The organism is Zobellella maritima, assembly GCF_003075035.1.
In the GTDB taxonomy this organism is placed as follows: Bacteria; Pseudomonadota; Gammaproteobacteria; order Enterobacterales; family Aeromonadaceae; genus Oceanimonas; species Oceanimonas maritima.
On sequence record NZ_QCZE01000001.1, the window covers coordinates 1268120 to 1293379 of the forward strand.

25 protein-coding genes and 1 riboswitch are annotated in these 25260 nt (G+C 54.8%); of the genes, 8 read left to right on the plus strand and 17 right to left on the minus strand.

The features are described from left to right. Positions 1 to 4 precede the first annotated feature (4 nt). Complete coding sequence (gene prmB, locus DCS96_RS05760) at positions 5 to 931, minus strand: 50S ribosomal protein L3 N(5)-glutamine methyltransferase (RefSeq protein WP_116473363.1); 927 nt, start codon at positions 929 to 931, stop codon at positions 5 to 7. Positions 932 to 986: 55 nt separating this feature from the next. Between prmB and smrB the strand changes: the two genes are divergently transcribed. Beyond that, the gene (gene smrB, locus DCS96_RS05765; protein WP_116473364.1) at positions 987 to 1511 is read left to right on the plus strand and encodes an endonuclease SmrB; all 525 of its coding nucleotides are present in this window, start codon (positions 987 to 989) and stop codon (positions 1509 to 1511) included. A gap of 138 nt (positions 1512 to 1649) precedes the next feature. Here the strand turns inward: smrB and DCS96_RS05770 are convergent, their stop codons facing one another. From DCS96_RS05770 to fadI, 6 genes are all read right to left on the minus strand, one after another. After that, positions 1650 to 1865 carry a DUF1107 domain-containing protein gene (locus tag DCS96_RS05770; protein ID WP_116473365.1) on the minus strand — a complete coding sequence of 72 codons (216 nt, stop codon included), beginning with the start codon at positions 1863 to 1865 and terminating at the stop codon, positions 1650 to 1652. Positions 1866 to 1901: 36 nt separating this feature from the next. After that, positions 1902 to 2414: a phosphohistidine phosphatase SixA gene (gene sixA / locus DCS96_RS05775; RefSeq protein ID WP_116473366.1), complete on the minus strand. Its 513-nt coding sequence runs from the start codon at positions 2412 to 2414 to the stop codon at positions 1902 to 1904. 440 nt (positions 2415 to 2854) lie between these two features. Next, positions 2855 to 2995 carry a TIGR02808 family protein gene (locus DCS96_RS05780; RefSeq protein ID WP_232818191.1) on the minus strand — a complete coding sequence of 47 codons (141 nt, stop codon included), beginning with the start codon at positions 2993 to 2995 and terminating at the stop codon, positions 2855 to 2857. Positions 2996 to 3067: 72 nt separating this feature from the next. Next, positions 3068 to 3268 carry a hypothetical protein gene (locus DCS96_RS05785; protein ID WP_116473368.1) on the minus strand — a complete coding sequence of 67 codons (201 nt, stop codon included), beginning with the start codon at positions 3266 to 3268 and terminating at the stop codon, positions 3068 to 3070. Between the two features lie 110 nt (positions 3269 to 3378). Next, positions 3379 to 5514, minus strand: a complete 2136-nt coding sequence (gene fadJ, locus DCS96_RS05790) for a fatty acid oxidation complex subunit alpha FadJ (protein ID WP_116473369.1) — start codon at positions 5512 to 5514, stop codon at positions 3379 to 3381. Beyond that, the gene (gene fadI, locus DCS96_RS05795; protein WP_116473370.1) at positions 5511 to 6824 is read right to left on the minus strand and encodes an acetyl-CoA C-acyltransferase FadI; all 1314 of its coding nucleotides are present in this window, start codon (positions 6822 to 6824) and stop codon (positions 5511 to 5513) included. The genes fadJ and fadI overlap by 4 nt, the downstream gene beginning before the upstream one ends. A gap of 175 nt (positions 6825 to 6999) precedes the next feature. Here fadI and DCS96_RS05800 point away from each other — a divergent pair, with 175 nt between their 5' ends. Continuing rightward, positions 7000 to 7569, plus strand: coding sequence for a sigma-70 family RNA polymerase sigma factor (locus tag DCS96_RS05800; RefSeq protein ID WP_116473371.1), 570 nt, complete (start codon positions 7000 to 7002; stop codon positions 7567 to 7569). Beyond that, positions 7562 to 8290 (plus strand): DUF3379 family protein, encoded by a 729-nt coding sequence (locus DCS96_RS05805; RefSeq protein WP_116473372.1) that lies wholly within the window; start codon positions 7562 to 7564, stop codon positions 8288 to 8290. The genes DCS96_RS05800 and DCS96_RS05805 overlap by 8 nt, the downstream gene beginning before the upstream one ends. Before the next feature lie 55 nt (positions 8291 to 8345). On the opposite strand, the gene DCS96_RS05810 is transcribed toward DCS96_RS05805, so the two are convergent. Continuing rightward, positions 8346 to 8903 carry a porin family protein gene (locus DCS96_RS05810; RefSeq protein ID WP_116473373.1) on the minus strand — a complete coding sequence of 186 codons (558 nt, stop codon included), beginning with the start codon at positions 8901 to 8903 and terminating at the stop codon, positions 8346 to 8348. A 206-nt stretch (positions 8904 to 9109) separates the two neighbouring features. On the opposite strand from DCS96_RS05810, the gene putP reads away from it, so the two are divergent. Beyond that, positions 9110 to 10573: a sodium/proline symporter PutP gene (putP, locus tag DCS96_RS05815; RefSeq protein WP_116473374.1), complete on the plus strand. Its 1464-nt coding sequence runs from the start codon at positions 9110 to 9112 to the stop codon at positions 10571 to 10573. A gap of 170 nt (positions 10574 to 10743) precedes the next feature. Continuing rightward, positions 10744 to 12021 carry an outer membrane protein transport protein gene (locus DCS96_RS05820; RefSeq protein WP_116473375.1) on the plus strand — a complete coding sequence of 426 codons (1278 nt, stop codon included), beginning with the start codon at positions 10744 to 10746 and terminating at the stop codon, positions 12019 to 12021. Between the two features lie 38 nt (positions 12022 to 12059). Here the strand turns inward: DCS96_RS05820 and DCS96_RS05825 are convergent, their stop codons facing one another. Then, entirely contained in the window at positions 12060 to 12662 is a 603-nt protein-coding gene (locus DCS96_RS05825; RefSeq protein ID WP_116473376.1) for a thymidine kinase, read from the minus strand. Next, positions 12643 to 14220, minus strand: a complete 1578-nt coding sequence (locus DCS96_RS05830) for a Na+/H+ antiporter NhaC family protein (protein WP_116473377.1) — start codon at positions 14218 to 14220, stop codon at positions 12643 to 12645. Before DCS96_RS05830 ends, DCS96_RS05825 begins: the two co-directional genes overlap by 20 nt. A gap of 70 nt (positions 14221 to 14290) precedes the next feature. Next, positions 14291 to 14462, minus strand: a riboswitch (Lysine riboswitch). 557 nt (positions 14463 to 15019) lie between these two features. Between DCS96_RS05830 and DCS96_RS05835 the strand changes: the two genes are divergently transcribed. Both DCS96_RS05835 and DCS96_RS05840 read left to right on the plus strand, forming a co-directional pair. Next, positions 15020 to 15421 (plus strand): H-NS family histone-like protein, encoded by a 402-nt coding sequence (locus DCS96_RS05835; protein WP_116473378.1) that lies wholly within the window; start codon positions 15020 to 15022, stop codon positions 15419 to 15421. A gap of 854 nt (positions 15422 to 16275) precedes the next feature. Further along, a complete protein-coding gene (locus tag DCS96_RS05840; protein WP_116473379.1) occupies positions 16276 to 17355 on the plus strand; it encodes a PLP-dependent cysteine synthase family protein in 1080 nt (359 codons plus the stop codon). A gap of 133 nt (positions 17356 to 17488) precedes the next feature. On the opposite strand, the gene pyrF is transcribed toward DCS96_RS05840, so the two are convergent. The 6 genes from pyrF to cmk form a co-directional block, all read right to left on the minus strand. Further along, a complete protein-coding gene (gene pyrF / locus DCS96_RS05845; protein ID WP_116473380.1) occupies positions 17489 to 18199 on the minus strand; it encodes an orotidine-5'-phosphate decarboxylase in 711 nt (236 codons plus the stop codon). Between the two features lie 31 nt (positions 18200 to 18230). Next, positions 18231 to 19400: a lipopolysaccharide assembly protein LapB gene (gene lapB / locus DCS96_RS05850; protein WP_116473381.1), complete on the minus strand. Its 1170-nt coding sequence runs from the start codon at positions 19398 to 19400 to the stop codon at positions 18231 to 18233. 8 nt (positions 19401 to 19408) lie between these two features. After that, positions 19409 to 19696 carry a LapA family protein gene (locus tag DCS96_RS05855; protein ID WP_116473382.1) on the minus strand — a complete coding sequence of 96 codons (288 nt, stop codon included), beginning with the start codon at positions 19694 to 19696 and terminating at the stop codon, positions 19409 to 19411. A gap of 112 nt (positions 19697 to 19808) precedes the next feature. Further along, positions 19809 to 20114 (minus strand): integration host factor subunit beta, encoded by a 306-nt coding sequence (gene ihfB, locus DCS96_RS05860; protein WP_332870193.1) that lies wholly within the window; start codon positions 20112 to 20114, stop codon positions 19809 to 19811. 43 nt (positions 20115 to 20157) lie between these two features. Further along, positions 20158 to 21831 carry a 30S ribosomal protein S1 gene (rpsA, locus tag DCS96_RS05865; RefSeq protein WP_116473384.1) on the minus strand — a complete coding sequence of 558 codons (1674 nt, stop codon included), beginning with the start codon at positions 21829 to 21831 and terminating at the stop codon, positions 20158 to 20160. 107 nt (positions 21832 to 21938) lie between these two features. Next, positions 21939 to 22619 (minus strand): (d)CMP kinase, encoded by a 681-nt coding sequence (cmk, locus tag DCS96_RS05870; protein WP_116473385.1) that lies wholly within the window; start codon positions 22617 to 22619, stop codon positions 21939 to 21941. 218 nt (positions 22620 to 22837) lie between these two features. Here cmk and ribA point away from each other — a divergent pair, with 218 nt between their 5' ends. Continuing rightward, a complete protein-coding gene (gene ribA / locus DCS96_RS05875; RefSeq protein ID WP_116473386.1) occupies positions 22838 to 23446 on the plus strand; it encodes a GTP cyclohydrolase II in 609 nt (202 codons plus the stop codon). 81 nt (positions 23447 to 23527) lie between these two features. Here ribA and DCS96_RS05880 read toward each other — a convergent pair whose 3' ends face one another. Further along, positions 23528 to 25258, minus strand: a complete 1731-nt coding sequence (locus DCS96_RS05880; protein WP_116473387.1) for a PTS fructose-like transporter subunit IIB — start codon at positions 25256 to 25258, stop codon at positions 23528 to 23530. Positions 25259 to 25260: the final 2 nt, after the last annotated feature.

Consider the following 25260-nt stretch of genomic DNA (forward strand, 5'->3'; position numbering starts at 1 on the left):
TTGATTAAACTAAAAACTGATCACGAAAAGGGAGAAGATCATTGCGGTTGATAACAAAAACTCCGTGGCCGCCCTTCTCCAGCTCTACCCAGGTCAACGGCAACTCGGGGAAGCAGGACTCCATATGTACCTGGCTGTTACCCACTTCCACCACCAGCAGGCCCTCGTCGGTCAGAAAATCACAGGCCTGGGTCAGCAGGTTGCGGGTGAAATCCAGTCCGTCAAAGCCAGAAGCCAACGCCAACTCGGGCTCGTGCAGGAATTCCTCGGGCAAGTCGCTCATGTCCTCTTCATCTACATAGGGGGGATTGGCGACGATCAGGTCATATTTATCCCCCGGGGGGAGCGCCGAGAACAGATCCGATTCGATCGGGATGACCTGTTGCTCCAGACCATGGTTTTGAATATTGATGTCCGCCACATCCAGGGCATCCCGGGAAATATCCAGGGCATCCACCTCGGCTTGGGGAAAAGCATGGGCCAGCGCAATGGCAATACAACCCGAGCCGGTGCACAGATCCATGATGCGGCTGGGCTCAGTGGTCAACCAGGGTGCAAATCGGTTGTCGATAAGTTCGGCGATGGGGGATCGGGGAATCAACACCCGCTCATCCACATAAAATTCGTAGCCGGCAAACCAGGCGGTATGGGTGATATAAGGCGTAGGAAGACGCTGCTCTACCCTTTGTTGCAGGGCGTCCAGCAGCAACTTGCGCTCCGACGGCAACAACCGGGCATCCCGTATGGTGGGCGGACAATCCAGCGGCAGGTGCAGCAAAGGTAAAATCAGCTGCACTGCATCATCCCAGGCATTGTCTGTGCCGTGACCGTAAAACAGACCTGCCTGCTGGAACCGGCTGGTGGCAAAACGCAGCCAATCGCCTATGGTGTGCAGCTCGATGAGTGCCTCATCATGAAAAACCGTGTCCAAAACCCCTTCACCTCGATAAAATGGCTGTTTTTGAGCAAACGGACCCCATCAGAATATGACTGCATCCACCCCACCCGAAGATGATGATAAAACACTCTTTAAGGAGGCAGTGCAGGGTGTCCGTAAAATAAAGCAGGATACCATAAGTCCGCACCGGGCGCCGGTCAAGGTGAAAGCACAACAGCGAATAGCCAAGAAAGACAGGGCCGAAGCGCACCCGTTTTCCGATCTCTACGAGCCATACCTGGATCAGGAAGGGCCTACACGTTACCGTCAGGACGATGCCTCGCCCTATGAATTGAAGAAATTACGGCGCGGTGACTATGTACCGGAGCTGTTTCTGGATTTGCATGGCCTGACCCAGGAACAGGCCAAGGAGGAGTTATCGGCCCTGTTGTTGGCGGCCCGCCGTCAGCATGTGCGCTGCGTGTCCATCATGCATGGCCATGGCAAGCACATTCTGAAACAGCGTCTGCCCATGTGGCTGGCACAACATCCACAGGTGTTGGCCTTTCATCAAGCGACGCGGGAATGGGGCGGTGACGCCGCCCTGCTGGTATTGTTGAAAACCGAGTTATGAAGCGATAGACAGCAGGCCCGAGTTTGCTCGGTGCAAAATGCTATTCGAATAACCGTGAACCTACAGCATGTCCCGCAGTCATGCCTGTAAAATACTGCCGCCTCAGGTACGGCAACGCCGAAACACGAACCTTCACTTTTATGAAGCCGCGTCTGCAGGCATGTGCAGCCGATCTATCAGCCTGTTTATTTCCTGCACTGTGGTACGATGACGCTCATCTGCATGGGCAGGCATCACCAACATCCCTTTGGCATACCAAAACGCTCCCCGGCCACGAATATATAAGCGACCACTGAAAAAGGTTTTCACGTATTTGGCGATTAACAAAGGTTGATACTGTTTAAAAATACGCATGACTCACCTCTGCTTATTCTATTTTTTTACTTTACTCTACCCTAAAGACCTGCATTTCTGATAATAGTGTTCATAATGGGGTCGGATATTATGCGGCCCTTCCAACCAGTTAAAATCGGCACCCTGTCCCGGACGCAGAGTAATCTTGGCGATACCCGCGGTTACAAAGATCGGGGCCATCAGCGGTGGACACAGGCTTTCTACCAGGAAACCGACCAACGGCATATGGCTGACCACCAGCAGGTTGCCTGCCTCGTTAATTTCAGCATATGCCATTAGCAGGCTGGCTGCTATATCAGGATCCGCATTGGGCGTTAACTCCTCGCACCATTCCACCTGCGACGCCGGTATCTTGTCGGCGATCTGCTCCCAGGTTTGCTTGGCGCGTAAATAAGGGCTGACCAATACCCGATCAAATCCTGGTACCTGGGGTACCAACCACTGCGTCATTAAGCAGGTCTCATCCCTGCCTTGCTCAGTCAGGGGCCTCAGGGCATCACTGGATGCTTCCGGCGCCGACTGGCCATGGCGCATGATAAAGATATTCATCTCCACCTCACTTTAAGGCGAACTCCGCCCCTATCGGCGGGCATCATACCTTTGCTCTTCCCTGTGCTCAAGGATCCAGCTCACCCTTTGACCAAGAGGTCGAATGAGTCAAATCCAAGTCTACTTTTAGCTATAACATAAAGATCGCAACTTCACAGGAAATCCTGTTTTTCTTTGGCCGGGAAGCGGGAGACAAACGACAAGGCTAGCAAACCCTGGCTCAATTGCTGCCAAAGATTACCCTGAATTTATGACATTTTATTTAAAAAACAGAAAAAAAACTGGCCGAGAGGGCCAGTTAAAAGATGTCATACTAACGAGTGAACAGAAACCGAATCCGAGATCCCCCAGGTGACCATCAGGCTGTTAAGGTGACGCCAACAGTGCCCAGTTTAATCGCTCCCCTCATCGGCCTGCTTGATCTGAGTCAACAAAGCGCCTTATGCCTGTTTGCCGGTATCCAGCCATAACAGAACCAGGCAGGTAAATACGGCGACACCGATAAAGCCGATCAGGAAGATGACCGGCATGGCGGCGTAGCCCAATACATTCCAGATTAATTTTTCCAGGGTACTCATCATACCTCTCCAAACAGATCCTGATGAGACAAAGCCTAACCGCTGCGCCGGGCAACCGGTTTGAGCAAGATCAAGTCAGGCATGCCACAGGCTATATTTCATGCCCCGGGCGCACACCAGAGACCAACGCCGTTTGGCCATGAACAGCGGCAATACCGCAGGTCCGAACAGGCACCCCAGCAATGCCCAGCGACGCGGCGGCAGTGCACTTTGCACCGCCGCAACGTAATAAAACAAGCCGAAAAAAGGGGCAGTTAAGAGTAACAACAGCATCATCAAATACCCTCCGCAATGGCGCAAGCCTAGCACAGCAGAGGTGGATTTTTAAGCATATCCAACGAGAAAATCGTCACTGGCAAGCGGCTGTGGATCGCTCTGGCCACCTATCAGTAAAACCCCCGTCCCTCCTTTGCCCGACATTGCAGGGGCTCACAGGGTGCGAAGCGTTCGCCGTATTTACGGCTGAATTCCTGCATTTTCTCTACCAGTGACCCTATACCCTGCTGCTGTATATGGTGGAAGGGCCCGCCCAGGAAGGGCGGAAAGCCGATGCCGAAGATGGCACCGATATCTCCGTCCCGGGCCGAGCCAATCACCCCTTCCTCCAGGGCAAGCACCGCCTCGTTCAGCATCTGGAGCACACAACGCTCGGCGATTTCCCGGGCGGGCAACCTGGCGGCGGGCTTGACCCCCAGCAACCGATAAACGGTTTTATCCACCGGCCTGGTTTTCTGCTGGCCATCAAAGCGATAAAACCCGCGACCATTCTTCTTGCCATAACGCTTGTCGTCCAGCAAGGCGGCAAACACCTCCGGCGCCTGAAACCGCTCCCCCAGCTCTTGCGTTAACACCGGCGCTATCTTGACGGCGATGTCTATGCCCACCTCATCCAGCAGGCTGATGGGACCCAGCGGAAAGCCGTAGTCCACCAGGGCGCTGTCGATGGCCTCAATGGGCTCACCCTCCAGCAGCAAGCGGGCCGCTTCATTCAAATAGGGCGCCAGGATCCGATTGACATAGAAGCCGGCCTTATCTCCGACCACGATCGGGGTCTTGCCCTGTTCCCGGGCCAGCTTCAGTGCTGTCGCAACAGTTTCGGCACTGGTCCCCGCATGGGGGATCACTTCCGCCAACGGCATCTTGTCCACGGGGCTGAAGTAATGCAAACCGATCACCTGCTCCGGGCGCCGCGCCCTGGCGGCAATCTGATTGATCGGCAACGAAGAGGTGTTGGAGGCAAAAATGGTATGTGCCGGGCATTGAGCTTCGATTTCGGCAACCATATGCTGCTTTACCGCCAGATCCTCAAACACCGCCTCGACCACCATATCGACCCTGTCAAACCCCTTAAAGTCGATCCCCCCTGTCATACGTCCCAGCTGCAACATCATCCGGGATTGACTCAATTTCTTGTTCCGTACTTTGGGTATCAGCAAACCATAGGCGGTCGCCATGGCCTGATTGATGCCTTTGTAGTCGATGTCCTTGATGCGCACCGGCAATCCGGCCCTGGTTGCGGTGACATAGGCGATTCCGCCCCCCATCAGGCCTCCCCCCAACACACCGATACGCTGCAGGGGCAAAGGGTCGGCGCCGGCAAAGGTATGTGCTTTCTTCATCTCTGTGGTGGCGAAGAACAGATGCCGCAGCGCCACCGACTGGGAGCTCATCACCAGCGCACCGAAGGCCGCGGACTCGGCCGCCAGCCCTGATGACATGCCTTGCTCCAACCCGGTTCGCACCACCTCCAGCAGTTTTTCCGGCGCCGGATACTGACCCCGGGTTTTGTCCCTTAGACGACCCAACGCCTTGTTAAACACCAGCTTGCGACCGAGCGGATTTGCTTCCAGCAACAGTCTCTTGAGCCCGAACCGGCGCTTGTGCACGGGCTTTCCCTGACGTGCCAGCCGGATGGCGGTATCGAGCAGGATAGCTTCAGGTACCATATCGTCCACCAGACCGGCCTTGTATGCGGCGCGTGCGCTCAGCTGTTTGCCGGTGAGCATCATCTCCAGCGCCGGGGTCAGGCCGACCAGCCGGGGCAAACGCTGGGTGCCCCCGGAGCCGGGCAGCAGTCCCAGCTGCACTTCCGGCAAACCCAGCCGGGTGATATCGGCGTAGGAACACACCCGTCCGTGACAAGCCAGGGCCAGTTCAAGCCCACCTCCCAGGCAGGGGCCGTGAATGGCGGCAATAAGGGGCAGCTCCAGCGCCTCCAGTTCGGCAAAGATCTGCTGCCCGGCCCTAGCCAGGGCGGTCGCCTCGGCGGCTGTGGTACAGGCGGCCAGCATGTTGATATCGGCCCCCGCCACAAAAGAGTCCGGCTTGCCGGAGCACAGTACCAGCCCTTGAATTTCATCATCCGCCTTCAGTTCCGCCAGCAATGCCCGGATCTCCTCGGCAAAGCTGGCACGCAGGGTATTCATGCGCTCACCGGGCACATCCAGGGTAATAATACCGATACCGTCATTCTTACTCAGGGTGAAACTGTGCACCTTGCTGGTCTGGGTCTGTTGGTTCATTCCGCTGCCTCCAATACCATGGCTGCACCCAGGCCACCCGCGGCACAGGCTGTGGTTAACGCCAGTCCGCCCCCCCGGCGGTTCAGCTCTTTCAGGGTCTGGGTGATGATCCGTGCGCCGGTAGCGGCAAAGGGATGGCCATAGGCCAGGGAGCCACCCAGCACATTGAATTTACTCATGTCTACTTCACCGATAGCCTGGTTGCGATTCAGTTGTCGCTCGGCAAATTGTTGGCTTGCGAACATCTTCAGGTTGGCCAGCGTCTGGGCGGCAAACGCCTCGTGCATATCGATCAGATCCATATCGTTTAACCGACAACCGGCCCGCTCCAGTGCCAAGGGCGTCGCATAGGACGGGCCCAACAGCATATCCTGCCACACATCAATGGCACTATAGGCATAGCTGCGCAGATAACCCAGCGGCTTGATACCCAACGCTTTGGCGCGGCTTTCAGTCATCATCAATACGGCGGCGGCCCCGTCGGTCAAGGGCGTACTGTTGCCGGCGGTGACGGTACCGTGCCGCTTGTCAAAGGCTGGTTTCAACTTGCCATAGTCCGCCAGGCTGGACTCAGCACGAATCGTGTTATCCTGCAACAAGGGGGCCGTAAATGGGGGGACATAGGCGGCCATCACCTCATCGGCGAGCCGCCCCTGCAGCCAGGCGGCACTCGCCAGCCGGTGGGAGCGATGGGCCAGCTCATCCTGCTCCCTGCGGCTGATGCCGTGACTCTTGGCCATCTGCTCGGCGGTCTGTCCCATCGACAGGCCGGTAGAATACTCGGCTACCGCGGGCGGTACCGGCGCCAGATCCTTCAGAGCCAGACGACGTAAAATCTTTATCCTGGCCCCCAGCGTCCTGGCCTTGCTGAGGTCCAGCAAAACTTCGGCCAGCGCCCTGGAAACACCGATTGGCAACACCGATGAAGAATCGGCACCACCGGCCAGCCCGGTGCTGATCTGGCCCGCCATCATGGCTTCGGCAATATTGGAGACGGCCTGAAAGCTGGTAGCGCAGGCCCGCGAGACACTGTAGGCATCGGTTGTTACCGATAATTCCGTGCCCAGCACAATCTCCCGGGCAATATTGGGTGCCTTGGGCATCTGGATCACCTGCCCAAACACCAATAGTTCTATCTCGTCGGGCGGGATGGGCATGCGGGCCAACATTTCCGCCACCACCAGTGTGCCCAGCTCCAGAGCCGGGATGCCACGGTAGGCGGTCGCTTGTCGGGCAAAGGGGGTTCTCAGCCCGTCAACAATGGCGATGCGGTCGCCCCTGGAGGTAATTAACTTGCTAGCCGGCGTCATGTTCGTTCCTTGTTATCAAGAGGTCTGACCTCAATGAGATATTAGCAACCCTGCAGCAGGTTTAAAACAGTTGATTGAAATCCTCCCGGATCCGGATAAACCCTATCAATTAGGCTGGAGTGCTCCCAATTCGCACATTAGACTTGGAAAAGCCGCCCCCAATCTACGGTGATCAATGATTTCCCTGTTTAAGCGAAAGAAACCCAAGGCTGATACGGTCTCTAAAGGCATAGCGGTAAAACAAAAACGTTATGAGGCCTTGGTCTACACCCTGCATGCGGACTTGTTTCGTTATGCGTTCTGGCTGTGTCACGATCGTCAGGTGGCCGAGGATTTGGTGCAGGAAACCTTTTTACGGGCATGGAAGGCCCTCGACAGCCTCAAGGACGAAAAAGCGGCCAAGGCATGGTTGATTACCATTTTAAGACGAGAAAATGCCCGTCGCTTCGAACGCAAACAGTTTGACCTGGTGGATCTGGATAACCAGCAGGTTCCCGACAAGCACAGCCCCGGACCGGAGCAGGATATGGAAAACGAATTGCTCAGGCGTCATATCGGCGAGCTTGCCATCGAATACAGGGAGCCGTTGTTGTTACAGGTTATTGGGGGCTTTAGTGGTGAAGAAATAGCCAACATTCTTGACTTGAACAAGAATACGGTGATGACACGTCTATTCCGGGCCCGGAACCAGCTGAAAGAGGCACTGGATAATGACAAAACAATTAGAGGTCGAAACAATGGATGAGTTAGAGTTTCGCCGACGGGTTTATACCGACCCCAACGATATACATCCGGATTTTCTATCTGCTTCCACCGATCATGCAGCAAACCGGCAATTCCTGAATGAAATGAAAGACTTTAACCATAAATTAGAGCGGGCCATGAATGTGCCCCTGCCCGAGGACCTCCCCCGCACCCTGATGTTGGCCGCCCTGCCGGAGCAGCCGAAACACCGGGAAGGACCCAGCTGGCGCTACCTGGCTGTTGCCGCCTCGGTGGCCTTTGCCCTCGGCTTTGCTACCCGGTTTATCCACTTGCCCACCGAGGCCGTTACCGGACTGCCTTCAATTGCTCAGGTGGCCCTAGCACATGTGCACACGGAAATGCCCTTTACCCGAAATGTGGATGAGCAGGTCACGCTGATCGCCGCCAATGCCAAGCTTGAACCCTATGGCGCACGCCTGGGTGACATAAGCCGGGTGGGCAGGATTTACTACGCCAACCATTGTATGTTTCCCGGCGGCACGGTCGCACACCTGGTGATAGCGGGCGAGTATGAGCGTATCAATATCTTTTTGGTGCCCATGGACAGGCCCTTAAGGATAGAAAACCGGTTTGTCGGCCAGGGGCTCCAGGGCGAGGTGGTACAGATGCAAAATTACCGTCTGGTGATCGTCACCGGTATGCAAGAAAACCTGAGCCAGGTTACAGGTACCGTCAGGGCATCACTGGAACATGTCATTTAACTGCATCCATATCATTCAGGGGCCGCCAGGCCCCGGTTTATTACTGTGTGTTTACTCAGAAATGCCAGGTCAGCCCCACCGTCAGTGCATCCATTTCAAAATCGCGCTTGTCGAGTAGGCTGGCATACTCGGCAAAGAAGCCGACTCCCCGTAGATCGCGCTTGTTTAAGAAACGCACCCCCAGCCCATAGCTTACATCGCTTTCCGAGCCGGTATCTTTGAGACCGAAAGCCGAAACACTGGCTTCCGCTTCTGTCCAGCCCAGCAGGCCGTATACCGACACCACCTCTCCAATGGGAAATTGAGGCAGGATATAAACGCCATAATAATGTTCAAGCTCGGCTTTCGCCACACCCGCGACAGTGTCATCCCCCACGCCGGTTCCCACTCGTCCTTCTACTGCTAAATAGGACGACGGCTGATAACCCAGGTTGAGCCCGAGGGTATCCCAATTAACGGACTCGCTCAGCCCATCTTCATCATAATCGAGGTTGGCGTAATTCAGCCCTATATAAAACTGGCGGCCAGGGTTATCCCAGCCGGAATAAACAGGAGATTGTGCATATACACCGGTTGCCACCAGACAGGAAGCCACTAAGACAGGTTTAATCATTTCGACATCCTTGTTTTTGGTTCTTATTTTGTTGCGCGTTGACCCGTAAAAGTAAAGCTAGACCTTAAGTCAAAGTCCCACAACATAAGGGCTGATAAAATAAATTCCTGACTATGCTGTAAGTAAGCGTCCTATCTGGTGTAGCATGCTGCCGCCTCGCTCACATGGAAGCGAAAACACTGTTCGGAACAACAGGAACCTCCTCAATGAATATTGAATTCCCTATCTTGATTACCTTTGTCGGCTATCTGTTGCTCACCCTGATGATTGGCCTGGTAGCCTACCGGGCAACCCGCTCGCTGAGCGATTATATTCTGGGTGGGCGTCGCCTCGGGCCCGGCGTGGCGGCGCTGAGTGTCGGTGCATCCGATATGAGCGGCTGGTTGCTGCTGGGCCTGCCGGGTGCGGTTTATCTGTCTGGTGTCAATCAAGCCTGGATCGGTATCGGCCTGGTAATCGGCGCCTGGCTGAACTGGCTGTTTGTGGCCAAACGGCTACGCGTATATACCGAGCAAGCCAATGACTCCCTGACCCTGCCCGACTTCCTGGAAAACCGGCTGGCCGATACATCGGGCCTGCTGCGGGTAATCTCCGCCCTCACCATACTGGTATTCTTTGTATTCTATACCGCTTCCGGCATGGTCGGCGGCGCCATCCTGTTTGAACAGGTCTTCGGTCTTCCCTACCTGAGCGCCCTCTTTATTGGTGGCAGCGTGATCGTGGCCTATACCTTTATGGGCGGCTTCCTGGCTGTTTCCTGGACCGACTTTTTCCAGGGTATTCTGATGTTGCTGGCACTGATCGTCATGCCCTGGGCAGTCATGAATGAACTGGGCGGGCTGGATCAGACCCTGGACCTCCTGGGCAAGATGGATGTCAACAAGCTTGATCTGCTCCATGATTTCTCGCTGCTGAGTGGCCTTAGCCTGATGGCCTGGGGACTCGGTTATTTTGGACAGCCCCATATTCTGGCCCGTTTCATGGCCATCGACTCACCCCGCTCGGTGCCCTTGTCGCGCCGTATCGCCATGAGCTGGATGATATTGTCATTGATCGGTGCCCTGGGCGTGGGCCTGGTTGGTGCTGTGTATTTTGCCGATACACCGCTGACCAATGCAGAAACCGTTTTCCTGGCACTGGCCAATGCGGTGTTCAACCCCTGGGTTGCCGGTTTCCTGATCGCCGCCATCATGTCGGCCATCATGAGCACCATCGACTCCCAATTGCTGGTGTGCTCTTCCGCCCTGACCGAAGACTTTTACAAACGCTGGCTCAGGCCCCATGCCCATGACCAGGAACTGGTATGGGTCGGACGCATCGCCGTGCTGGTAGTGGCCGTTTCCGCCATGTTGCTGGCGCTGGATCCCCAAACCACAGTGCTAGGCCTGGTCAGTTATGCCTGGGCCGGTTTTGGCGCCGCCTTCGGTCCGGTCATTATTCTTTCCGTATATTGGCCCCGCCTGACCCGTAATGGTGCCCTGGCCGGCATTATCCTGGGTGCACTGACGGTGATCGGCTGGAAACAACTCAGCGGCGGCCTCTTTGATCTGTATGAAATCGTGCCCGGCTTCCTGCTTTGTGGCCTGGCCTGTATCCTGGTCAGCAAGCTGGACAAGGAACCGGAAAAAGCCGTCTTGTTGGGTTTCAGGAGAATGGAATCTGATCTCTAATCATTGATCTTACTATCAAAAAGGGCTTTTCGGCCCTTTTTTTGTAAACAAGTGTTTTACTTTTTAATTACACTTATCTATCTTGTCATCTGGTAAGAGTTCATACCACTTACCACCAATAATAAAATCCAAATACATCCGCAGGATACGTTGAGTAAGGGAATCTGCTTATGTGCCCAAAAAACCTGAAACTGTCTTTGCTCGCCGCGGCTGTGGCAACCGGGCAAGCCCACTCCGCCGCCTTCCAGCTAGCCGAGCAAAACACCACCGGCCTCGGCCGTGCCTATGCCGGTGAGGGAGCCATCGGCGACAATGCTTCTGTATTGGGTCGTAACCCGGCAGCCATGACCCTGTTTGACAGCGTAGCGCTCTCTGCAGGGGCCGTCTACGTTAATCCGGAGGTTGATGTAGCAGGTAAAGGAGCAACAGCAACAACGGGCCAGAGCGCCGGCTTGCCGACCCATTCCGAGGACATCGCCGACGATGCCCTGGTGCCCTTTTTCTATTACATCCAACCCATTAATGACCAGTGGGCAGCGGGCTTCGGCGCCTTCACCAACTATGGCTTGTCCACCTCATATCAGGACAACCATTATGCGGGCACGGTCGCCGGCAGAACCTCGCTTACCACCCTGAACCTGAATCCCAATATCGCCTTCAAGGCCAATAACCACCTGTCCCTGGGAGCCGGCGTCAACGCGGTATATGCCGATGCCGAACTGGTAAGGCACTCGGGCATAGCCGGGAGTGCCTTCAGTCTACAGCCATCTGATGAATTTGTTCGTCTGGAAGGTGATGACTGGGGCTACGGCTGGAATATCGGCTTGCTCTTTGAGGCCGATGACAATCATCGCTGGGGACTGAGCTATCGTTCAGAGGTTGAGCTCACCTTGAAAGGCAATTATTCAAGTGCATTGCCCGCTGTACCATTGCCTCCCGGGGTACCTGCAGGTACCAGTGATCAACGTATTCCGGGCACGCTGGATTTAACCCTGCCCGCCATTGCGGAGTTTTCCGGCTTCCATCGGCTCACCCCCGATTGGGCGCTGCACTACGGCCTGTTGTGGACCGAATGGAGCAGCTTTCAAGAGCTGAAAGCCGAGGGGGCGGCTGGTCAGGAGCTGTTCCAGAAAGACGAGCAGTTTAAAAACAGCTGGCGAATCAGTGCCGGCGCCACACATCTACTTGATGAACAGTGGACCCTGCGCGGCGGTGTCGCCTACGACAGATCGCCGGTACGGGAGGCGTTCCGCTCCATCTCGATCCCCGACAGTAACCGAATCTGGTACAGCCTGGGCTCGACCTACGCCTACAACCAGCAACTGAGCTTCGATGCCTCGTTTGCCTTCCTGGACGGGAAAAAGGTCGAGGTCAGAGAAGATAACTTTGAGTTTATCTCCGGTGGCGATGCCTACCTGTTTGGCCTGCAGGCAAACTACCGGTTCTGAGCCGGCAAAAATAGTTAAAGGCCCTTAACGGCTTGCCGTTAGGGGCCTTTGACTTCACCCTCAGGCCGGGCCTTACCCTGAATATAATGCCGCCGACAGAGCGCCACATAACGCTCGTTGCCGCCGATTTCCACCTGTTCGCCCTCTCTGAGCAAATGGCCGTCGGCACCAAGCCGGGCGTTCATATGGGCCTTATTCCCACACCAGCAAATGGTTTTCAACTCTTCCAGCTTGTCGGCCAAACACAACAGATGATAGGCACCCTCGAACAGTTCACCGCGAAAATCACTTTTCAAACCGTAAGCCATTACCGGGATATTGAGTTCATCGACGATCCTCGCCAGCTGATACACCTGCGCCCGGGTAAGAAACTGGGCCTCATCCAGAATAAATACATCCGGCCGTGTCTGCTCCTCCCGTGTCCTGATCAGCTCGAATAGATCACAATCAGCGCCGAAGGTATCCACTTCCAACTGCAATCCAACCCGTGCCCGAATAACGCCCGACCCCGACCGGGTATCCACACCGGGCGTCATGGCATAGGGCGACAGGCCCCGCTCCTGGTAATTAAAATGCGCCTGAATAAGCTGGGTCGACTTGCCCGAATTCATGGCAGCATATTTATAATGCAGCGACGCCATGGGCCCTCCCCCCTTGCCACCGACGCCAGCCAAAGAGGATCAAAGCGAATCCCAACAAGGCGGCGATAAAACCTGCAGCCAGGGAACCGCTATATCCCAGCACCAGATATCCGATCACACTGACCAGAGCAATCGACAATGCGTAAGGCAGCTGGGTAATCACATGATCAATATGATGACAAGACGCACCGGTCGAAGACAATATGGTGGTATCTGATATGGGTGAACAGTGATCGCCGAATACGGCGCCCGCCATCACGGCAGACAGGCCCGGTAGCAATAGCTGAGCATCAATCGCCATCACCATATCGGCGGCAATAGGCAGCATAACCCCGAAGGTACCCCAGCTGGTGCCGGTGGCAAATGCCATTATCCCTGCCAGTAAAAACAACAGGGCCGGCAGCAGATAAACCGGCAGGTTTTGTTGAATGAGGGAAGCCAGGTACTTTCCGGTTTCCAGCTCGGAAATCATACCGGCTATGGTCCAGGCGAACAAAAGGATATAAATGGCCGGCAACATCCCCTTGATACCCGTCCATAAGACATGACCCCATTGGCTGGCACCGGCCTGCTGACGCAACATAATCCAGACACAAACGACCAATCCGGCCACTCCCCCCAATACCAGGGCTCGGCCTACATTGGTATTTTCCAGGGCTGCCAGCAAGCCAAAAGGCTGCTCATTTTCCGCCAGACTTTGAGCGCCGGTGAATAACAGGCCGAATACCGTCACCAATGTCAGTGCACCAATAGTCAATACCAAATCACTGACCCGCCCATTGGATCCGGCGATATCGGGTACGCCTGGCGGTGTGCCTTTGCTGGCGTCAAACAGCTGCCCTTCAAGAGCCCGGGATTCGTGGTGCCCCATGGCCCCCAGATCCCAGCCTCCCTTAATAACCAGCACAACCATCAGCAGGGTAAAGATGGCATAAAAATTCATGCTGCCCATCAACAAAAAGGCACCGAAGGCACTGTGCCCGGCAATGCCGTAACTGGTCAAAATACCACCTACCAGGGCAATGATATAAGCCCCCCAGGAAGATACCGGCATTAACACGCATACCGGCGCCGCGGTGGAATCCAGCAGATAAGCAAGTTTGGTTCTGGAGATGTTGAACCGGTCGGTTACCGGGCGACATATGGTTCCCACCGATAAACTGTGAAAGTAATCATCGATAAAGAAGACAAAGACCAGCAAACCGGTCATCAGCTTGGCCTGGCGACGACTTTTAATGCGTCCCTGCGCCCATTCGGCAAATGCCTGGGTCGCACCAACCCTGCTGAGGATACTGATGATGCACCCCAGCAAGAGCAGGAATAACAATATATTCATGTTCCATGCATTAAAGCTACCCTGTTCCCAAAACAGAGATAAAACCTTATTAAACAAATGGCTAACGGCGGCAACCGGCTGAAACTCATTAACCAGCAGCCCTCCCAGTACAATGCCCGCTCCTAATGACAGCAGTACACGGCGGGTCACTATAGCCAGCAGAATGGCCAATAATGGCGGGAATAAAGACCAAAACGTTTGAATAAAAGGATGGGAATCCATTACAGCACCTATTCTTGCTTGCCAAAAGATCCACCAGGAAAAGGCAAGTCAGACTTGGTCCCTTCACATTCCCAGCAGTAGCGCATCATGGCGTATGCATGACAGTATCCGATCTATTCGATCGAATCCCAGCGACCTTACCCGATAGGCAATGGCCACTTCGGCGCGACTTCCTTTTAATCAGCATAAACGGCATCACCCTGAACTGATCGACTGATAAGACGCGCACCTCTACGCAGGTTCGAGGCGCGAATTTTACTAACTGAAGCAAGAAAATCAACAGATTAATCTACCGGAAGGGATCTAGACAGGCAAAACTAAAGAAACACTCAAATGAGTCCTCACCAATAACAAAAGGACTCTTTTGTATCCTTATTGCAACTTGCTTAATAGCATGATGTGAAACAGAGGATAAATAAAAGACAGCGGTGGCACCGTACAACTACCTACAACTGGTTGATGGTTGGCTACCTCCAGAAAATGTTGTGGTAAATACAGAGATAACAGTCTGTCGCTCATGGCCCCTGTCTGAACATACTGCTGGCGACACAATACGGAGGTGGTTATTTGATTTCATGCTATATAGATCTCACACCGCGCCAACTCCAGCGTACATTTAACACTTTCATTAACATATGATTTTTTGCAATTTGCAAGGCAATACCGAATACTGTTTTTGAATTGCCACTTACTCAATTTTTAATTTGAGTTTGTATTAAGTAAGCACGTGATATAAAATAATTACATTGATTTAAACCCGCTTAAAAATCTTAGCAAATCACTTATACAGGTAATCGCGATGACTGAATTTCTAAAGACCCTACTGAATATACGTAGTCTGCGCGCCGCTGGCCGTGAGCTTACCCTAGAGCAATTAGAAGAAGGCCTGGCAAAGTTAACATCAGTCGTGGAAGAGCGTCGCGAAGCTGAAGCAGAAGAACGCGCAGCCGCCGCCGAGCGTGAGCGCAAGCTGAAAGAATACATGGATATGTTGGCCGCCGACGGCATCGATATTAACGATTTGGTCGAACTGGCCGAGCCAAGCAAAAAATCTGTTGGTCGCAGTAAGCGTCCTGCTAAATACGCCTATACCGACGAGAATGGCGAGCAGAAAACCTGGACTGGCCAAGGTCGTAAGCCTTCTGTTATCCAGGCAGCACTGGATAACGGCGGCAGCCTGGACGATTTCTTAATCAAATAACCCTATTTCAGGGCCTTCGGGCCCTGAAATTCATTTATGCTCCTTATCCCTCAGTTTTGCCTGAAACCGGTATACCTCCTTTCCCCCTCGCAAGCACTGTACTTTTAGCCAAAATAGCCGCTCACTTAGCCTGCCAGATACCAGGCTTGAACTCAGATCCGCATGCAACACCTCATGGTTTTATGGTTAATACCCAACTGCATAAATAACCGATCTATTGGGTTGCTCTGTAAAGGTCGGGTAAATGGCCTACTCCTCCGACATGCTGTGAATACCTCCATATAGGCTCATCCGCACCACTGCCCGCCATTAATGGCGGAAATGCCGAAACGGCAGGGACATTTTCCGGCCCTGGCGCGGAGTCTCGGCGGAGCAGCTCCCCTCATCCTCCCTGATGCAACGGAGTTGCCTGTTGGCTCTGCCTTCGGGCAACACGGGGGACAAAAAGAGAGAACGAAGACGGGCTCCCATGACCGTTTAATGCCATGGACGTTAAATAGCATATATGGCATTTCCGAGCCCCCATGGAGGGCGAGGTAGACAGCGGGGTTGCCTCTTTGGTCCTGGCCCAATAGATGCTCAGAACTTAAGCGAGGTGGGTATTAGATGTTATCCTCAACAAGCCGTGCCGCCAGCCGATAACAGAACACGGCTATATTTGTACATGACCTGCTCTCCGGCAATGAAAACAGCCGCTGTGTTTAGCCTTATATAACAGCGCCAATTCTGCCCTCAGGTTCCGTCCCGGTACCTGCCGAACAATTTGGACAGCCTGGGCAAACGTAGCAACTCCGCCGATTCCATATTTTTTCCTTTCCTATAAACTATGAAAATTTGCAGCGACAGGAGCCGACATGAGTCGATCATGGGTCAATGAGGCCATCAACAAGATAGAAGCCGATTTTCAGCGCAGTGCCGATACCCACCTGTTCAAGGTGACGGCGCCCGCCTGGCCCGACCTTCATATATACCTGAAAGACGAATCCAGCCACCCAACCGGCAGCCTGAAACACCGGCTGGCTCGTTCCTTGTTCCTGTATGGTCTCTGTAACGGCTGGATCGATGAAGGCAGAACCATCATAGAGGCTTCCAGTGGCAGCACCGCCGTGTCTGAAGCCTATTTCGCCAAGCTGCTTGGGCTTCCATTTATCGCAGTGATCCCCAAGCATACTTCGGCGGAAAAAATCGCAAAAATAAATTTTTACGGTGGCCAGTGTCACCTTGTTGATGACGCCAGCCTTATTTATCCCGAGTCATATCGCCTGGCAAAAGAAACCAGCGGCCATTTCGTCGATCAATTTACCTTTGCCGAGCGCGCAACCGACTGGCGCGGTAATAACAATATTGCCGAAAGCATGTTCGAGCAAATGGCCAAGGAGCCTTTTCCTGAGCCTGAATGGGTGGTGATGAGCGCGGGTACCGGCGGTACCTCGGCGACCATAGGACGCCATATCCGCTATTCCAGGATGCGCACCCGACTGTGTGTGGTGGATCCCGAGCACTCGGTGTTTTATGACTATTACCGGCACCGGGATCCCGGGCTGACTTCTGCCATCGGCTCACGTATAGAGGGCATAGGCCGCCCCCGGGTAGAACCCAGCTTTATGCCTGATATTATCGATGAAATGCATCAGATCCCCGATGCGGCAAGCCTGGCGGCCATGCTGTTGCTCGAGGAAATATTGGGCCGTAAGTGTGGCGGCAGCAGCGGCACTAACTTTATGGGTATCCTGCTCAAGCTGAAGGCGATGGCGGAGCAAGGTCAGGCGGGCTCCCTGATCACCCTTATTTGTGATCAGGGGGATCGCTATCTGAACACCTATTACGATGCCCAGTGGCGTCGGGAGCAGGGACTGGATGTCACCCCCTGGCTGGACAGGCTCAGGGCCTTCTGGTACCGGGGGGAGCTGGATGCGCTGGAGACCTTAAGCTAGAAGCCGGAAGTAGCGCATGCTCACTTCAAGCTTTTAATGTTTATTCAGGGGCTGGCATGCAGGCCCTGATGAGTTCGGGCAGGTCGCCAAACCTGCCCCAGTCTCCGAATAAACGCGGTCCCACAAGGGGAACTTATGTCAGGCTGCGGTTAATGTCACCCAGCACCATGGCCGGATCATCCGCCTGGGTAATAGGGCGTCCGACCACCAGGTAGTCGCTGCCGGCTTTGATGGCCTGCTCGGGCGTCATGATTCGCCGTTGATCGCCAGCCTCACTGCCCGCCGGACGGATCCCCGGGGTCACCAGCTTGAAATCCGGCCCCAGTTCGGCCTTAAGCAGGCTGGCTTCCTGAGCGGAACAGACCACCCCATCCAATCCTGCCTGCCGCGCCTGTCGTGCCAGAGACAATACCTGCTCTGCCGGTGAGCGTAACACGCCGGTCTGGTGCAACTCCTCACCGGTCATGCTGGTCAGTACGGTCACCCCGATCAGCAGCGGCGCCTTGTCACCATAAGGCACCAGGGCTGCGCGTGCCGCCTCCATCATCCGCACACCACCACTGGCATGCACATTGACCATCCACACACCCAGCTCGGCCGATGCCGCTATGGCCTTGGCCACCGTATTGGGAATATCATGAAACTTGAGATCCAAAAACACATCGAAGCCGGCATTCACCAGATAACGCACAAACTCGGGGCCGAACAGGGTAAACATTTCCTTACCCACCTTCACCCGGCATGCCTCTGGGGACAGCCTGGCAACCAGGGCCTTGGCCTCCCGTTCATCGGCAAAGTCGAGGGCAACGATGATTTTTGGATCTTGCGTCTTGGAGTCTTGCATCTGCTACCTTTTATTTGTCTGTCTGGCGTGATTATTCACCGTCGAGGCCACGCACAGGTTTGATACTCCCCCACTGCTTACAGGAGGGGCATTGCCAAAACAGGGTATTACTGGAAAACCCGCACTGACCACAACGGTGGCTTGGTTTGGCGTGAATTTGTGCTTCAACCAGGTCCTTTAGCATGTCAAGACTTTCCCGAGCCCGTCCTGCTTCCGCGTTGGTCGCGTGGTATGACATCAGCCTATAAAAGCCTTTCATGGTCGGGTGCCGCTTTAATTGCCCCAGGACCAGCTGCTCTGCACTCAGCTGTCCCTGGGTTTCCTGCAACCAATCGGCCAGCATCAGCACGGCACTGGTCCCCGCATCCCTGGCGACCAACTGCTCCAACAAGGAAGCCAGCTCTCCGGGCTTGTCGAGCGCCTGATAACACACCTTCAGCTTGGGCAGTGCTTCACTGACAAAATCCATGTCCTGCTCGGTCACCTTGATCAGGTGGGCAATGGCAAGGGACCACTGCACCTGATCCATATAGAGATTGGCCAGCCGGAGGCTGGCTCGCACACAGGCCGGATCTGCCTGCAGCGATTTTTTAAGCATGGCGATGGCAGGCTTAAGCTGCTCCTGACGTAACTTATGCTCTGCCAGCTCACAGTAAAAATGACTCATGGGTACAGATACCTTGAGCCCTTGCAGCTTTTTCAGCCGAGCTGCCACCTCGATGGCTTTTTCCCATTCCTGCAGCTGCTGGTAGATAATCATCAGCTGACTGAGCGCTTCCTGCTCGTAGTCGGGATCATGCTTTAACTCAACCAAGATATGCTCGGCACGATCCAGCAGACCCGCGGCCAGGAAATCCCGGGCAAGCTCCAGCATCGCCAGGTGACGCTGCTCCAGCGTCAAATTAGGACGGGCAATCAGATTTTGATGAATTCGAATGGCGCGATCCACCTCACCACGGGAGCGGAATAGATTGCCAAGTGCCAGATGGGTGTCGATGGTCTCGCTGTCAACCTGCAACAACTGGATAAAGAGATCGACGGCTTTATCCGGTTCATCGGAAAGTAAAAAGTTGAGTCCGGCTACATACTGCCGGGAGAAGGTATTTGACTGTTTCTGGGCATCCTGGCGGACGCCCCGTCGTCCCATGTACCAACCATAAGCCGCGGCTACCGGAAGTAGCAGAAACAGCAATTCCAGCATGGGACTCGTCAATCCTTAGCAGGCAAAGCCCTGAGCTCTTCCAGTTCTTTATGCTGGCGATCGACTTTTTTACGCAGGCCCGCATTGTTCATCTTAAGACGCAACATCACCAGGCCAAGTATCAACCAACCCAGTACAAAGCCCGCTACAAACACTACCGCCAACAGGCTGGAAAGACGAAACTCGCCCTGGGCGATGAGATAATTAATCTGCACCAGTTGATCGTTTTGTGTTCCCAGGGTCAACCCTAGACCAAACAGAATAGCCAGGATAACCAAGACCAGAATAATTTTCACCTTACCCCCTCAACATCCTATTTTTGAGTTCGCCAATTATCCCGGAAAATAGCCTGAGCTACCAGTCGTGATGCCATGAAATATGAGATAAAACGGAGAATGCTATGGATTGTCAGGCGGGGTTGACACGCTCTCGTAATTCCTTGCCTGGCTTAAAGTGAGGAACATATTTTCCCGACAGTTCGACCTTCTCGCCGGTCTTGGGGTTACGACCCTGGCGGGGCGCGCGGTAATGTAATGAAAAACTGCCGAAACCACGTATTTCTATGCGGTCACCGGTCTGTAATGTGGATGCCATCTGCTCAAGGATTTCTTTAATGGCACTCTCCACTTCCTTGGCAGATAAATGATTATAGTGGGTGGCCAGTCGTTCGATTAAATCAGATTTGGTCATGGTTACTTGCTCCTTCTGCACCAAATAAAAAGGGGGCGCGAACGCCCCCTTTTAAATTCGGATAGGCTTATTCGCCTTTTGCAGCCTTGAAAGCTTCTGCCATGGCACTCAAACCAACTTCTTCTTGCTGTTGCTGGTTCAGGTTATCCATAACGGCTTTCTCTTCAGCTTCGTCTTTCGCACGGATAGACAGGCTGAGGGTGCGATTCTTGCGGTCTACACCAACGTAACGGGCTTCAACTTCTTCGCCTACGCTCAGAACGGTGGAAGCGTCTTCGATACGGTCACGAGAGATGTCGGCAACGCGGATGTAACCTTCCACGCCTTCTTCCAGCTCAACGACGGCACCTTTGGCATCGACGGCAGTGATTTTACCCTTAACGATAGCACCTTTCTTGTTATCTGACAGGTACTTATTGAAAGGATCTTCGTCGATTTGCTTCACGCCCAGGCTGATGCGCTCACGCTCGGGATCGACCTGCAGTACCACGGCATCGATTTCGTCGCCTTTCTTGAATTCACGAACGGCTTCTTCGCCATTGGCGTTCCAGGAAATGTCGGACAGGTGTACCAGACCGTCGATACCACCGTCCAGACCGATGAAGATACCGAAGTCAGTGATAGACTTGATCTTGCCGGAAACACGGTCGCCCTTGTTGTGGGTTTCTGCGAACAGCTGCCAAGGGTTGGACTTGCACTGCTTCAGGCCCAGGGAGATACGACGACGCTCTTCGTCGATATCCAGTACCATCACGTCTACGCTGTCGCCAACGGAAACCACTTTGGACGGGTGGATGTTCTTGTTGGTCCAGTCCATTTCGGACACGTGTACCAGGCCTTCAACGCCTTCTTCGATTTCAACGAAGCAGCCGTAGTCGGTCAGGTTGGTCACGCGGCCCGACAGGCGAGTGCCTTCCGGGTAACGGTTGGCGATATCGACCCAAGGATCTTCACCCAGTTGCTTCAGGCCCAGAGATACACGGGTACGCTCACGGTCGAATTTCAGAACCTTGACGTTGATTTCATCACCCACGTTGACGATCTCGGAAGGATGCTTAACGCGCTTCCAGGCCATATCGGTGATGTGCAGCAGGCCGTCTACGCCGCCCAGGTCTACGAAAGCACCGTAGTCGGTCAGGTTCTTGACGATACCCTTGACTTCCTGGCCTTCCTGCAGGTTTTCCAGCAGCTGCTCACGCTCGACGCTGTTTTCGGTTTCGATCACGGCACGGCGAGAAACCACAACGTTGTTACGCTTCTGGTCCAGCTTGATTACTTTGAACTCAAGCTCTTTGCCTTCCAGGTGCAGGGTGTCGCGTACCGGACGCACGTCAACCAGAGAACCGGGCAGGAAGGCACGGATGCTGTTCACTTCAACAGTGAAACCACCTTTAACCTTACCGTTGATAACGCCGATAACAGTTTCTTGATCTTCGTAGGCTTTTTCCAGCTGCAGCCAGGCTTCGTGACGCTTGGCTTTTTCACGGGAAAGCAGAGTCTCACCGAAGCCGTCTTCCACTGCATCCAGCGCGACATCAACGCTGTCACCAACGCTGATTTCCAGCTCGCCCTGAGCATTTTTGAACTGCTCGGCAGGGATGGCAGACTCAGACTTCAGGCCGGCGTCAACCAGAACGATACCGTTCTCGATGGCAACAACGATGCCTTTTACGATGGAACCCGGACGGGTTTCCAGTTCTTTCAGAGACTCTTCAAAGAGTTGAGCAAAAGATTCAGTCATGTTTAATGGATACACTTTAAAGTTGAACGTCCACAGGGCAATCCAGCACCGATGGGGTGATTAACATTGGCCGCCTCGTTCCTTAAGGCCGGCATTGCCAAATCGCGTCAGCGACCAAGAATAACCTTAGTATGGCTCAGCACCTTGTCCAGCACTTCGGCAATGGACAAATGGGTGGAATCAATGACCAGGGCATCCGCGGCTGCCTTAAGGGGCGCCACGGCTCGGTTTCTATCCCGGTCGTCACGCGCCTGAATTTCGCTTAAAAGGCGGTCAAAACTAACATCAAAGCCCTTATCTTGCAACTGTTTAAGCCGTCGCAGGGCCCTTTCCTCGGCACTGGCATCGAGGAAAATTTTGACTTCAGCATCGGGGAACACCACTGTCCCCATGTCCCGGCCATCGGCGATCAGCCCGGGGCTGGTCCGGAATGCGCGCTGACGTCGCAGCAGGGCTTCCCGCACCCGGGGAAATGCCGCCACCTGGCTGGCCGCCTCTCCCATTTTCTCGGTACGGATAGGGCGAGACACATCCTCGCCTTCCAGTATGGTTTTCACCTGCCCGTTTACTACCGGAAACTGCACGTCAAGATGCGCCGCAAGCGGCATCAGCCCGCTTTCATCATTCAGGGCTACATCATGATGCAGTGCCGCCAGCGCTAGCACGCGATATATCGCGCCGGAATCCAGCAGATGCCAGTCCATTTTTTCGGCCAGCAGTTGACACAGGGTTCCCTTGCCGGCACCGCCCGGGCCATCGACTGTGATGACGGGAGCTAGTTCAGACATTGCATCCTCCAGAAAATTGATTGATTGGGCACTCATGGGTGCCGCACCGGCCCATTATATCGAAATTGACCGGCAAAGGCATGAGATACAATTAATTAACATAAGTTTTTGAGGAAATGAGGGGGGCAGGAAGGGAATGCTATTGTGCCTATACCTCGGCGTCCATCCGCTTTACAATAACGCCATTTTATCACTCGCCGTAATTTATGAGGAAGGCCATGAGCAGTGTTACCCGGATGGCAAACTCAAAACTGCCGACTCCTTGGGGCACTTTTACCCTGGTAGGTTTTGAAGAAAAAGGAACTGGCAAGGACCATGCCGCCCTGGTGATGGGCGATATAACAGATGGTGAGCCGGTGTTGGGTCGTATTCATTCCGAATGTCTGACCGGCGATGCCCTGTTCAGCCTGCGCTGTGACTGTGGTTTTCAATTGCAGGCGGCGCTGGAAAACATCGCCAAAACCGGTCGCGGTGTGCTCTTGTATGTGCGCCAGGAAGGCAGAGGCATTGGCTTGTTAAACAAAATCCATGCCTATCATCTGCAGGATCAGGGAAAAGATACCGTCGAGGCCAACGTCGCCCTGGGGTTCGCCGCCGACATGCGCGACTACACCATTTGTGCCGATATGCTGCATAGCCTGGGCGTGACCCACCTGCGCTTGATGACCAATAATCCGCGCAAAGTGAAGGCAATGGAAAACTTCGGGATCAAGATAGTGGAGCGGGTTCCCCTACAGGAAGGTCGCAACCCCTTTAACGAACATTATCTGGATACCAAGGCCGGCAAGCTGGGACATATGCTCAAGGACAAAGAACAGGAAAGCTGAAAGAAGAGTATAAAGAAGAAGAGTAAAGAAGGGCCGTGGAGTAATCCACGGCCCTTCTGCTTAGTGCGACATCAGCAAGGCTCAGGCCTTGGCCGCTACCCCGGTGGTGCCGATCAGTTCCGCATCGCTGCGCTTGAGCACCGAATAGAGTACCCCTGTCAGCAAGGCGCCAGCAGCAATGGCGATGACATACCACAGCAGGGCGGTTACCGCATTGGGAATAAAGAACACGAAGATACCGCCATGGGGTGCCAGCAGCTTGGCTCCAAACAGCATCGACAGGGCACCGGCCAGGGCGCCGCCCAGCATGCAGCTCGGGATCACCCGCAACGGATCCCGGGCGGCAAAGGGGATGGCGCCTTCGGAGATAAAACACAGCCCCAGCACGAAGGAGGCCTTGCCCGCTTCCCGCTCGCTGTCGTTAAACTTGCGTCGTGCCAGGAAGGTGGCAATGCCCATGCCCAGCGCAGGCACCATGCCGGCCGCCATCACAGCTGCCATTGGCGCATAGGTTTCCGATGCCAGCAGCCCCACACCAAAGGCATAGGCCGCCTTGTTGACCGGCCCGCCCATATCGAAGCACATCATGGCCCCCAGCAATATGCCCAGCAGAACCGCATTGGCCGACCCCATGTTATTGAGGAAAACGGTCATCCCGTTCATGATGCCGGAGACAGGACCGCCCACCACATAGATCATCACCAGGCCGGTAAACAGGCTGGCGAACAGCGGGATCACCAGGATCGGCTTCAACGCTTCCAGGGCTTTGGGCATGGGCACCCTGGTCGCCAGCCAGCGAGCGCTGTAGCCGGCCAGGAAACCGGCGGCAATACCGCCGAGGAAACCGGCACCCAGGGAGCTGGCCAGCATGCCGCCAATCATGCCGGGGGCAATCCCCGGGCGGTCGGCAATGGAATAGGCGATGTAACCGGCCAGCACCGGGATCATCAAGGCAAAGGCCGAGGCGCCACCAATCCGCATCAGCGCCGCCGCCAGGGTACCTTCTTCTTTGAAGGCCTCGATCCCGAACACGAAGGACAGGGCGATGATCAGGCCACCGGCCACCACCATCGGCAACATAAAGGACACCCCGGTCAGCAGATGCTGATAGGGACCGGCTTTTTTCTTCTCGTCCGCCTTTTCATTGTTGCTCTGCGCCTGATGCCGGTGCACCTGGGCCTCGGCCAGCGCCGTCTCTATGGTCGGTTTCGGCTTTTTCAACGCCTGTCCGGTACTGGTGCGATACAACCGCTTGCCGTTGAAACGGCTCAGGTCCACTTCGATATCGGCGGCGATGAGCACACAATCGGCGGCAGCAATATCCTCGGCGGTCAGCGCATTTTGCGCTCCGACCGAGCCCTGGGTTTCGACCTTGATCTCCATCCCCATGGACCTGGCAGTTTCATCCAGTGCCTCGGCTGACATAAAGGTATGGGCAACCCCGGTAGGACAGGCCGTCACCGCCACCAGGCGGGTCTTGCCTGGCGCCGCCGCGCTGACCTGCTGAACCTCAGCCGCCGACACCGCCTGCTGCAGATAGTCCTTGGGGTTATTCAACGCCGACTGGATATCGGTATGATATATGCGTTTACCGTTGAAGCGGGACAAATCCAGCTCGGAACCGGCGGCCACCACCACCAGCTCAGCCCGGGCCAGCTGCTCTGCGGTAAAGGGTACTATCGGTTCCAGCTGGCTATGGCATTCCACCGCCACATCCCAGCCCAGCTCTGTAGCGGCCTGGCGCAGCACCCGTGCCGCCATGTAACTGCTGGCCATGCCCGTCGGGCAGGCGGTAACAACAAGCGCTTTCATTT

Bases quoted from the DNA above. Each gene is read 5' to 3' on its own strand.
- smrB (WP_116473364.1), top strand. From the start codon at position 987: ATGACTGCATCCACCCCACCCGAAGATGATGATAAAACACTCTTTAAG.
- DCS96_RS05770 (WP_116473365.1), bottom strand. From the start codon at position 1,865: ATGCGTATTTTTAAACAGTATCAACCTTTGTTAATCGCCAAATACGTG.
- sixA (WP_116473366.1), bottom strand. From the start codon at position 2,414: ATGAATATCTTTATCATGCGCCATGGCCAGTCGGCGCCGGAAGCATCC.
- DCS96_RS05780 (WP_232818191.1), bottom strand. From the start codon at position 2,995: ATGATGAGTACCCTGGAAAAATTAATCTGGAATGTATTGGGCTACGCC.
- DCS96_RS05785 (WP_116473368.1), bottom strand. From the start codon at position 3,268: ATGATGCTGTTGTTACTCTTAACTGCCCCTTTTTTCGGCTTGTTTTAT.
- fadJ (WP_116473369.1), bottom strand. From the start codon at position 5,514: ATGAACCAACAGACCCAGACCAGCAAGGTGCACAGTTTCACCCTGAGT.
- fadI (WP_116473370.1), bottom strand. From the start codon at position 6,824: ATGACGCCGGCTAGCAAGTTAATTACCTCCAGGGGCGACCGCATCGCC.
- DCS96_RS05800 (WP_116473371.1), top strand. From the start codon at position 7,000: ATGATTTCCCTGTTTAAGCGAAAGAAACCCAAGGCTGATACGGTCTCT.
- DCS96_RS05805 (WP_116473372.1), top strand. From the start codon at position 7,562: ATGGATGAGTTAGAGTTTCGCCGACGGGTTTATACCGACCCCAACGAT.
- DCS96_RS05810 (WP_116473373.1), bottom strand. From the start codon at position 8,903: ATGATTAAACCTGTCTTAGTGGCTTCCTGTCTGGTGGCAACCGGTGTA.
- putP (WP_116473374.1), top strand. From the start codon at position 9,110: ATGAATATTGAATTCCCTATCTTGATTACCTTTGTCGGCTATCTGTTG.
- DCS96_RS05820 (WP_116473375.1), top strand. From the start codon at position 10,744: ATGTGCCCAAAAAACCTGAAACTGTCTTTGCTCGCCGCGGCTGTGGCA.
- DCS96_RS05825 (WP_116473376.1), bottom strand. From the start codon at position 12,662: ATGGCGTCGCTGCATTATAAATATGCTGCCATGAATTCGGGCAAGTCG.
- DCS96_RS05830 (WP_116473377.1), bottom strand. From the start codon at position 14,220: ATGGATTCCCATCCTTTTATTCAAACGTTTTGGTCTTTATTCCCGCCA.
- DCS96_RS05835 (WP_116473378.1), top strand. From the start codon at position 15,020: ATGACTGAATTTCTAAAGACCCTACTGAATATACGTAGTCTGCGCGCC.
- DCS96_RS05840 (WP_116473379.1), top strand. From the start codon at position 16,276: ATGAGTCGATCATGGGTCAATGAGGCCATCAACAAGATAGAAGCCGAT.
- pyrF (WP_116473380.1), bottom strand. From the start codon at position 18,199: ATGCAAGACTCCAAGACGCAAGATCCAAAAATCATCGTTGCCCTCGAC.
- lapB (WP_116473381.1), bottom strand. From the start codon at position 19,400: ATGCTGGAATTGCTGTTTCTGCTACTTCCGGTAGCCGCGGCTTATGGT.
- rpsA (WP_116473384.1), bottom strand. From the start codon at position 21,831: ATGACTGAATCTTTTGCTCAACTCTTTGAAGAGTCTCTGAAAGAACTG.
- cmk (WP_116473385.1), bottom strand. From the start codon at position 22,619: ATGTCTGAACTAGCTCCCGTCATCACAGTCGATGGCCCGGGCGGTGCC.
- ribA (WP_116473386.1), top strand. From the start codon at position 22,838: ATGAGCAGTGTTACCCGGATGGCAAACTCAAAACTGCCGACTCCTTGG.
- DCS96_RS05880 (WP_116473387.1), bottom strand. From the start codon at position 25,258: ATGAAAGCGCTTGTTGTTACCGCCTGCCCGACGGGCATGGCCAGCAGT.